Origin of the sequence: Marinobacter sp., assembly GCF_052091845.1 — a bacterium.
Lineage (GTDB): Bacteria > Pseudomonadota > Gammaproteobacteria > Pseudomonadales > Oleiphilaceae > Marinobacter.
This window is the reverse complement of record NZ_JBQDCO010000014.1, coordinates 68,635-75,593: the sequence shown is the minus strand read 5'-3', so window position 1 is coordinate 75,593 and position 6,959 is coordinate 68,635. Positions and strand designations below refer to the sequence as shown.

The window sequence follows — 6,959 nt, the reverse complement described above, 5'->3', positions numbered from 1 at the left end:
GGTCGTTTGCTATTCACAGCGCTCTCACACTCTCTTTTGGTACCGCAGAACCGGCAAGCCGGTGGCGGTTAGTTGGTATGTAAGGATCGGAGGTACGACTCAAAGCCATAAACCGATTAGTTCAGGAGGGCGGATACCAACCAGGTAGCTTGCTACAAACAAACACCCAAGAAGATAAATACCCGGTTCCGGGCTACGGATTATAAGGAGACGCCCATATAATTACAAACGCGCAACTCATACACACACCTCGTAAAAACCATAACAGAGACAAACTTAGAGCTTATTGACACGCTTTTTTTGGACTCAGGCACGCATTATTTGCAACGCCTGTGACTTGCAACAAGGCACGATTACGGGGTTTCCCGACTCTTTCATTGACAAAAAAAGCCAACACCCTATATTTTGCCGCCAGTTTTGCGATAATACGCGCCTTCTTCGCGCAACTATAAAGACAGCTAGCGCTGTTAAAGCTGATAAACAGGAGAGCACTATGACCGACAGGAAAGCCACGCTCTCGGTGGGTGACAAGTCCATTGAGCTACCGGTTTACTCCGGTACCGCTGGCCCTGACGTCATCGACGTACGAGGCCTAGTCCAGCAAGGCGTTTTCACTTACGACCCGGGGTTTGTATCAACCGCCGCCTGCGAGTCGGCCATCACCTATATTGATGGTGAGAACGGCGTCCTCCTGCATCGAGGCTACCCCATTGAACAGCTTGCAGAAGATTCAGACTACCTCGAAGTCTGCTACCTCCTGCTGAAAGGCGAACTGCCTACCACTGCAGAAAACAAGAAATTTCACCAAACAATCAAAAACCACACCATGCTGCACGATCAGATGCGCAACTTCTTCCACGGCTTCCGCCGGGACGCGCATCCTATGGCCATTATGTGCGGCGTGGTAGGAGCACTTTCTGCGTTTTATCACGACCAGATGGATGTAACCAACGAGCATCAGCGCGAAATCACGGCACACCGCCTGATCGCGAAGATGCCGACGATAGCGGCATGGTGCTACAAATACAGCATTGGCCAGCCATTTGTATACCCAAGGAACGACCTCTCCTATTCTGAAAACTTTCTGCAGATGATGTTTGGCGTTCCCAGCGAAAAGTATGAGCCAAATCCGATCCTGGCCAAGGCTATGGACAAGATTTTCATTCTGCACGCTGATCACGAGCAGAACGCGTCCACCTCCACAGTCAGGCTTGCTGGCTCCTCTGGCGCCAACCCCTACGCCTGTATCGCCTCTGGCATCGCCGCACTATGGGGCCCGGCTCACGGCGGCGCAAACGAAGCCGTTCTGGATATGCTCGCGGAAATTGGCGACGAGTCCAATATTGACACCTACATTGCCAAAGCCAAAGACAAGGACGATCCGTTCCGCTTAATGGGCTTTGGCCACCGGGTATACAAGAACTTCGACCCACGCGCCAAAGTAATGGCTGAAACCGCACACGAAGTGCTGGGCGAACTCGGGCTGGAAGACGATCCTCTGCTGAGAATCGCCCAACGCCTTGAGCAAATTGCTCTGGAAGACGAGTACTTTGTAAAGCGCAAACTTTACCCGAACGTAGATTTCTATTCCGGCCTGATTCTCAAGGCGATGGGGATTCCAACATCCATGTTCACAGTTATTTTTGCCATGTCACGTAACATTGGCTGGTTCTCTCACTGGAATGAAATGGTCAGTGGCGAATACCGCATTGGTCGCCCACGCCAGCTTTACACTGGCTCTACGGCGCGGGACTACCCTGAAAAGTAACCCTTCGACCATTACGAAAATAAAAAGGCCGCTGATTCAGCGGCCTTTTTTTTGAAAAATTTGACGAACACAACTGCGACTCGGGCAATCTGTCGGCTCTGTGCTACGTTAAGCCGCATAACTCCCAAGGAGAACACAATGACAACAGCAACTTTTATCGGACTCGGCGTGATGGGGTACCCTATGGCAGGCCACTTAGCCAAGGCAGGGCTTACTTTGCGGGTCTGGAACCGTTCCACTGAAAAAGCCCAACAATGGGCCATGGAATACCCGGGAACCGCTTGCCAGAGCATTAAGGACGCGGTGAAAGGCGCGGATTTTGTAATCACCTGCGTCGGCGCTGATAAAGACCTTGTTGAAATTTATGAAGGCAACGATGGCATTCTTGCACATGCTAAACCTGGCGCCATTCTGGTTGATCACACCACGGCATCCGCTACTGTAGCCGAGCGACTATCCGAAGCTTCGCAGAAAGCCGGCATGGGCTTTATCGATGCCCCCGTCTCCGGTGGCCAGCAAGGTGCTCGGAATGGCCAATTAACCATCATGTGCGGTGGCATTGAGTCTGAGTACGCCAAAGCCGCACCCTTCTTACAATACTATGCTAAAGCCCTTAATCTGATGGGCCCCGCAGGTAGCGGCCAGAAAACGAAAATGGTGAACCAGATTGCTATTGCCGGACTGGTACAGGGGCTTTCTGAAGCATTGCACTTCGCCGAGCAGGCTGATCTGGATGTGCAGAGAGTTGTGGACGTAATCTCCAAAGGCGCCGCGCAATCATGGCAGATGGAAAACCGGTCCGGAACCATGATTGATGGCGAGTTTGATCACGGGTTTGCCGTGGACTGGATGCGAAAAGACCTCGGTATTTGCCTGGATGAAGCGCGCAACGTCAGTGCGTCGTTACCAATAACAGCATTAGTAGACCAGTTCTATGGAGACATTCAGGCAATGGGTGGAAAGCGCTGGGATACATCGTCACTGATTCAGCGGTTGCGGAAATTCAAATAAGCTAACAACGGATCAGTCATATGAAAAAAGAGGTCAGCGCAATGCTACTGACCTCTTTTTTTGGACCGGTGCCGAGCAGGTGTCGCCACGATTACTTTTGGCGCGGCTGCCATTTGCCGTCCACATACCACGCAGACCAGCCTGTCGCCTTGCCGTCTTTTTCCGACATCACATACTGCTCTTTCGTTTTGCGACTGTAACGAATAACCGTAGGATTGCCCTCCGGATCACGCTCTGGTGCCTCCATGAGATAGCTGTGCTTCGGGTCAATTTCCTTTTGATGCGGCTTGATTTCCATAACCAATGGCGGCCGGGTCTCGCGATTTTTAGGGAACTTGCTCGCAGCCAAAAACATGCCGGATGCACCGTCACGCAGTACATAGGTATCGTCTACTTTCTGGCATTGCAGTTCCGGCATGGGTACCGGGTCCATTTTTGGGGGCGCTGGCTCGCCGCTCTTGAGAAGTTTACGAGTGTTTTTGCAGGTGTCGCTCATGCAGCCAAAGTACTTGCCAAAGCGGCCAGTTTTCAGTTGCATCTCAGAACCACACTTATCACATTCAAGCGTGGGGCCATCGTAGCCCTTAATCCGGAACGTGCCCTCCTCTACTTCATAGCCGGAACAGTCTGGATTGTTACCGCATATATGCAGTTTGCGGGTTTCATCCACCAGGTAACTGTCCATAGCGGTAGAGCATTTCGGGCAGCGGCGTTTTTTGCGCAGCAGCCGGGTTTCGCCCTCACCTTCCACATCGTCATCAGCACTGACAACCTCATCACCTGACGTCAGATTGATGGTGGTTTTACAGCGCTCTTTAGGTGGCAGGGAGTAGCCTGAACAACCGAGGAACACGCCAGTACTGGCCACCCGAATCTGCATATTACGACCGCAGGAGGGGCAGGGAATATTGGTTTCAGTGGGATCATTCGGGCGCATGCCGCCGTCGCCATCGGCTACCTCAGCTAACTCCAATTGCTTACGGAACCGGGCGTAAAAGTCGTTAAGTACCTTTTTCCAGTCGACGTCGCCTTCGGCAATATGGTCCAGATCGCCTTCCATTTTTGCGGTAAAGTCGAAGTCCATCAGGTTGGAAAACGATTCGCACAGACGATCAGTGACTATCTCGCCCATTTTTTCAGCATAAAAGCGTCGATTCTGCAGACGCACATATCCCCGATCCTGAATAGTCGAGATAATGGAAGCGTAAGTAGAGGGGCGGCCAATACCCTGTTTTTCCAGCTCTTTTACCAAGCTGGCTTCCGTAAAGCGCGGTGCCGGTTTGGTGAAATGCTGCGTTGGCTCAAGTTTCTCGAGATTCAAAGACTCCCCAACCTTGATGTCCGGCAGAGAAATATCTTCTTCTTTTTTTGCTGACTGAGGTGCGACCCTGAGAAAACCATCAAACTTGATAATACGACCGCGGGTACGCAGTTCGTAGTCGCCATTGGCAACAACAATCGAAGTGCTGAGAAACTCGGCTTCCGACATCTGACATGCCACAAACTGGCGCCAGATCAGTTCGTAGAGCTTCTCCGCGTCTTTTTCCAAACCACTGATCGCAGCAGACTGTCGCGTGACCTCTGTTGGGCGAATAGCTTCGTGAGCTTCCTGGGCACCCTCTTTACTGCCATAAACCCTGGGCTTCTCTGGCAGGTACTTTTTACCCAGCTCATCCTGAATATAATCGCGACAGCTGCTGATAGCGTCCTGACTCAAGTTGGTCGAATCGGTACGCATATAGGTAATATAGCCGGCCTCGTAGAGACGCTGTGCCAGCATCATGGTTTTCTTGACGCTGAAGCCCATCCGGTTACTGGCCGCCTGCTGCAGGGTCGATGTTATAAACGGAGCCCCCGGGCGGGATCTGGTAGGCTTGTCTTCCCGCTTCGATACCTCAAAACTGCCTGCTTCAAGGCGCTTTACATGCTCCGTACTCTGCTTTTCGCTAACCGGACGATAAGGCTTATTGTTGTAGCGCGTTACCTCAAAACGCACGGATTGAGCGCTGCCTTTGGCGCCCAGCCCGGCAAACAACTGCCAGTATTCCTCTGGCACAAATACCCGGATATCCCGCTCGCGATCTGCAATCAACCGCACAGCAACCGATTGCACCCGGCCGGCAGAGAGCCCGCGGGCAAGCTTTGCCCACAGTAGTGGTGAAACCATGTACCCCACAACACGATCAAGAAAGCGCCGCGCTTGCTGGGCGCTTACCTGGTTATTATCAAGACTGCCCGGATTATCAAATGCTTCTTGAATCGCGCGCTTGGTAATCTCGTTGAACACCACGCGGCGGTACTTTTCCGGTTCGCCGCCAATGGTTTCCTGGAGGTGCCAGGCAATGGCCTCCCCCTCGCGGTCGAGATCCGTTGCGAGATAGATATGGTCAGCCGACTTGGCCAGCCGCTTGAGCTCACTCACCACCTTTTCCTTGCCAGGCAGGACTTCGTAGCGCGCGCTCCAGTCCTGATCAGGGTCTACCCCCATTCTGGCAACCAGTTGCTCCCTGGCCTTGCGCTTTTTGTGCGCCGCCTTGTCTTCAGGGCTGAGTTTTCGGGTGATTGCTGCCTGTCTGGCACGTTCCTTGGGATCAGACTGGGATCCACTGCCACTGACGGGAAGATCACGAATATGCCCAACGCTAGACTTAACGATGAAGTCAGAGCCCAGGTACTTGTTGATGGTCTTCGCTTTCGCTGGTGACTCGACAATTACGAGACTTTTACCCATATCGGAGATCTATATCCTTGGCGATATACCGGTCAATGCACAATAAGACCGTAAACTCGCTGTAAATCAATCGGCTGGAAAAAACTAAAAAAGCCGCCATAGTATATAAGGAGTCTGTTTTACAGTGTCAGGAATAGCAAGACAACCCATTCTTTGTTATCAGCCATGCTTTCCCGCCTTTCGCAACGTTGCTTTTAACGATCCCTGAAAGCAGGAAGGCCCGGCGCGTGCCGGGCCTTCCATGAAAGCGTAACCATGACCGCTTAACGGATCACAAACGCTCCCAAACCGTCGCAATGCCCTGCCCCATGCCGATACACATGGTAGAAACACCAAGCTTACCGCCTTTGGACTGCATTACGTTCAACAGAGTGGTGGAGATACGCGCACCAGAACAACCCAGTGGATGGCCAAGGGCAATCGCACCGCCGTTCAGGTTCACTTTCTCTTCCATTACACCCTGTAGCTTCAGGTCTTTCAGCACTGGCAGCGACTGACCAGCAAACGCTTCGTTCAGCTCCCAAAAATCGATATCTTCGACTTTCAGACCTGCACGCTTCAACGCCTTTTTAGTCGCTGGTACAGGGCCGTAACCCATGATCGCGGGATCACAGCCGGCTACTGCCATGCTGCGAATCTTGGCGATAGGCGTCAAGCCCAACGCGTCTGCGCGCTCTGCAGACATAAGCACCATAGCTGAAGCGCCATCAGTCAACTGCGAAGAAGTACCGGCTGTGACAGTGCCATTCTTGGGATCAAAAGCAGGTTTCAGGTTGCTCAAGGATTCCACAGTGGTTTCCGGGCGAATGGTTTCATCGTGCTCGATCAGCGTTTTAAAGCCATTCTCATCATGCCCTTCAACCGGCACGATTTCATTCTTGAACCGGCCCTCCAACGTCGCTTCCTGCGCTAAGCGATGTGAACGCGCAGCAAACTCATCCTGCTGCTCACGAGTAATACCGTGCATCTTGGCCAGCATCTCTGCAGTCAGGCCCATCATGTTTGATGCCTTGGCAGTGTATTTGGAAGCAGCCGGGTTATGGTCGAAACCTTCCGTCATGGATACGTGACCCATGTGCTCTACACCACCAACCACAAACACATCACCATTACCGGTCATGATGGCCTGGGCCGCTGTATGGATTGCGCTCATAGCGGAACCACACAAACGGTTTACTGTTTGAGCTGCAGACTCGTGCGGGATGTGAGTCAGCAAGGAAATCTGCCGCGCCACGTTAAAACCCTGCTCTTTAGTCTGGTTTACACAGCCCCAGATCACATCTTCAACTTCTTTCGGGTCGAGCTTCGGGTTGCGATCGAACAGTGCGTCGATCAGCGTAGCCGACAGGGTCTCCGCACGTACGTTACGGAAGCAACCGTTTTTGGCACGGCCCATCGGAGTCCGCACGCAATCGACGACGACAACGTCTCTCGGATTAAGGCTCATAG

At 52.6% G+C, this 6,959-nt stretch carries 4 protein-coding genes; 2 read left to right on the top strand and 2 right to left on the bottom strand.

All coding sequences use genetic code 11. From position 1 onward, the window contains the following. Positions 1-493: 493 nt before the first annotated feature. Both gltA and ACTHYN_RS06755 read left to right on the top strand, forming a co-directional pair. On the top strand, positions 494-1,768 hold the full coding sequence (gene gltA, locus ACTHYN_RS06760) for a citrate synthase (protein WP_441811705.1): 1,275 nt from the start codon (positions 494-496) through the stop codon (positions 1,766-1,768). A 117-nt stretch (positions 1,769-1,885) separates the two neighbouring features. Next, the gene (locus tag ACTHYN_RS06755) at positions 1,886-2,779 is read left to right on the top strand and encodes an NAD(P)-dependent oxidoreductase (RefSeq protein ID WP_441811710.1); all 894 of its coding nucleotides are present in this window, start codon (positions 1,886-1,888) and stop codon (positions 2,777-2,779) included. Between the two features lie 91 nt (positions 2,780-2,870). Here the strand turns inward: ACTHYN_RS06755 and topA are convergent, their stop codons facing one another. Then, positions 2,871-5,510 (bottom strand): type I DNA topoisomerase, encoded by a 2,640-nt coding sequence (gene topA, locus ACTHYN_RS06750; protein ID WP_441811704.1) that lies wholly within the window; start codon positions 5,508-5,510, stop codon positions 2,871-2,873. A gap of 271 nt (positions 5,511-5,781) precedes the next feature. Continuing rightward, positions 5,782-6,957 (bottom strand): acetyl-CoA C-acyltransferase FadA, encoded by a 1,176-nt coding sequence (fadA, locus tag ACTHYN_RS06745; RefSeq protein ID WP_441811703.1) that lies wholly within the window; start codon positions 6,955-6,957, stop codon positions 5,782-5,784. Between the last annotated feature and the right edge of the window lie 2 nt (positions 6,958-6,959).